The 2,140-nt window shown below is 71.3% G+C and carries 1 protein-coding gene; it reads right to left on the reverse strand.

The genetic code is table 11. From position 1 onward, the window contains the following. Nucleotide 1: 1 nt before the first annotated feature. On the reverse strand, nt 2–2,140 hold a 2,139-nt coding region (locus tag ACESMD_RS10685; RefSeq protein ID WP_372612985.1), incomplete at its 5' end, for an FtsX-like permease family protein.

Raw genomic sequence — 2,140 nt, forward strand, 5'->3', positions numbered from 1 at the left:
CTCATGAGCCCTCCTCCTCGGCCAGCAGGGAGCGGGGCGGCGTGCGCCACAGCGTCAGGGCCGGCAGGCCGGCGGCCAGCAGGGCCACGCCCACGGCGGTGGCCAGGGTCAACGCCATCTCGTTGGGGAAGAGGTGAAGCGGCAGGCGCCAGCCGAAGGCGGCCACGTTGATCACCGAGACTAGCCCGGCGGTGATGGCGATACCCAGCGGAATTGCTAGCGTGCCGGTCATCAGGGCGACGCCGCCCAGCTGAGCCAGCTGCACCTGGATCAGCCGCGAGCGCGGCACGCCCAGCGCCCAGAGCGGGGCCAGCTGGCGCCGTCGCTGGCGCGCCTGGGCCAGGAGACTCGCCAGCAGGGCCAGCGCGGCGACGCCTAATGTCAGCGCATTCAGCGTCCGGGTGATGCTGAAGGTGCGCTCGAAGATGCCGGTGGCGATGCGTTTCACCTCGCGCTGGTCCTGCAGGGCATCGCGACCCAGGTCGAAGTGCTCGGCGAGGGCCTGGCGCAGTGCGGTCTCGTCGGTGTTCTCGGCGAGCACGATTCCCAGGGAGCCCGGTGGGGCGCGAAAGCGCTCGGCGAGCTGCGATGTGGCCAGCAGCACCTCACCGCGAGGGTTGCCGTAATCCGGATAGACCGCCGCTACCTCCAGGCTCGCCGGGCCGTCCGGCGTAGTCAGCGTCAGTCGGTCCCCGGGCGCGATCCCCTGGCCGATGGCCAGCTGCTCGTTGATAAAGGCCGACCCCTCCTGCAGTGCCGTCCATGCCCTATCTCTTCCTGACAGGGTCTCGAGCAGCGGCCAGCTTGGCTTGAGTCGTTCCCCCGGGGTAATGCCGAAGACGCCGACCGGAAGATCGAGTGTTCGGGAGCCTCGGTCCTGCCGGGTGTCGCCGGCGTCGACGCTGACCAGGGTGGCATCGGCGCTGCGGGTGGCCAGGCGTTCGGCGACCTCCGGTCGGGCGGCCAGCCAGGTGTCGATCTCGTCGAACTGTTCCACGGGCGGACGCAGATAGAGATCCGCCACCAGACGCTGGTCCAGCCAGTCGAGGAAGGTCAGGCGAAAGCCGCCGACCATGCTGCTCACCCCCAGGTTGGCGGAGAGCGCGACCAGCAGTGCCATCATGGCCAGCGCCAGGCGCGGTAGCTGCAACTGGAGGTCGGCGAGGGCCCACTGGGCCAGTGGCTTGCGTCCTGTGAATCGGCCGAGCCCCGCCAGCATCAGGGCCAGCAGCGGTGGCAGCCAGAGGGCGCTGGTCAGCAGCAACATGGCGACCAGCGCGAAGCCGGCCACCAGCCCTTCGCCGGCGGGCTGGCGGGAAAGCCAGGCCCACAGGGCGATGCCGACCAGGGCGCAGACCCCGCCGGCCAGTGCCATGGACCGCAGCTGCCGGTGGTAGCCGGCACGCCAGGCCTGGGCCTGGCCGAGGCCCAATACGCTGAGGCGCGCGGCACGCCACAGCACGCCGCTGCCGGCCAGCAGCAGGCCGCCGAAGGTCACGCCGAGCCCGCCCAGCCAATAGTGCCAGGGCAGGCGAAGTTCGCTGCCCACTTCGGCACCGTAGAGGCTGCCCAGGGTGGCGGCCACGTCCGGCAGCAGCAGTCGGGCCAGCCAGATACCGCTGAGAATGCCGGCCAGCGCCCCGATTAGCCCGAGCAGCACCATCTCCAGTGCCAGCAGCCCCACCAGGGCGCGACCGGAGACACCCAGCGCCCGCAGCGTGCGCAGCATGCCCAGGCGCTGCTCCAGTGCCAGGCCAAGCGCCGCCTGGACGATGAACAGCCCCACCACCAGTGCCAACAGGGCCAGGGCGGTGAGGTTGAGGTGGAAGCTCTCGGTGAGCTGGCCGGGCGATGCCAGGGTGGCGGCGCGCCTCATCACCAGGCCTGGCGGGGCCGCCTCCAGGGCCCCGGGCGTGGTGACCAGCCGCGAGAGCCTCTCGCCGCTATCGAGCAGGGCCGCCGCCGCGGCGATATCCATCACCAGGGTGTCCGGCGGCAACGCCGGCGCCAGGCTAAGAGGCGGCAGGCGTCGGCCATCGGCCAGCCGGGGCTGGCTGCCTCGTGCAGCACGATTTTCCACGCCAAGGGCCGCCAGGGTGTCCGGCGACAACCGTGTCTGCCAGGGTGGCGTGAGGAAGTC

It is taken from the genome of Halomonas sp., from assembly GCF_041689495.1.
In the GTDB taxonomy this organism is placed as follows: domain Bacteria; phylum Pseudomonadota; class Gammaproteobacteria; order Pseudomonadales; family Halomonadaceae; genus Halomonas.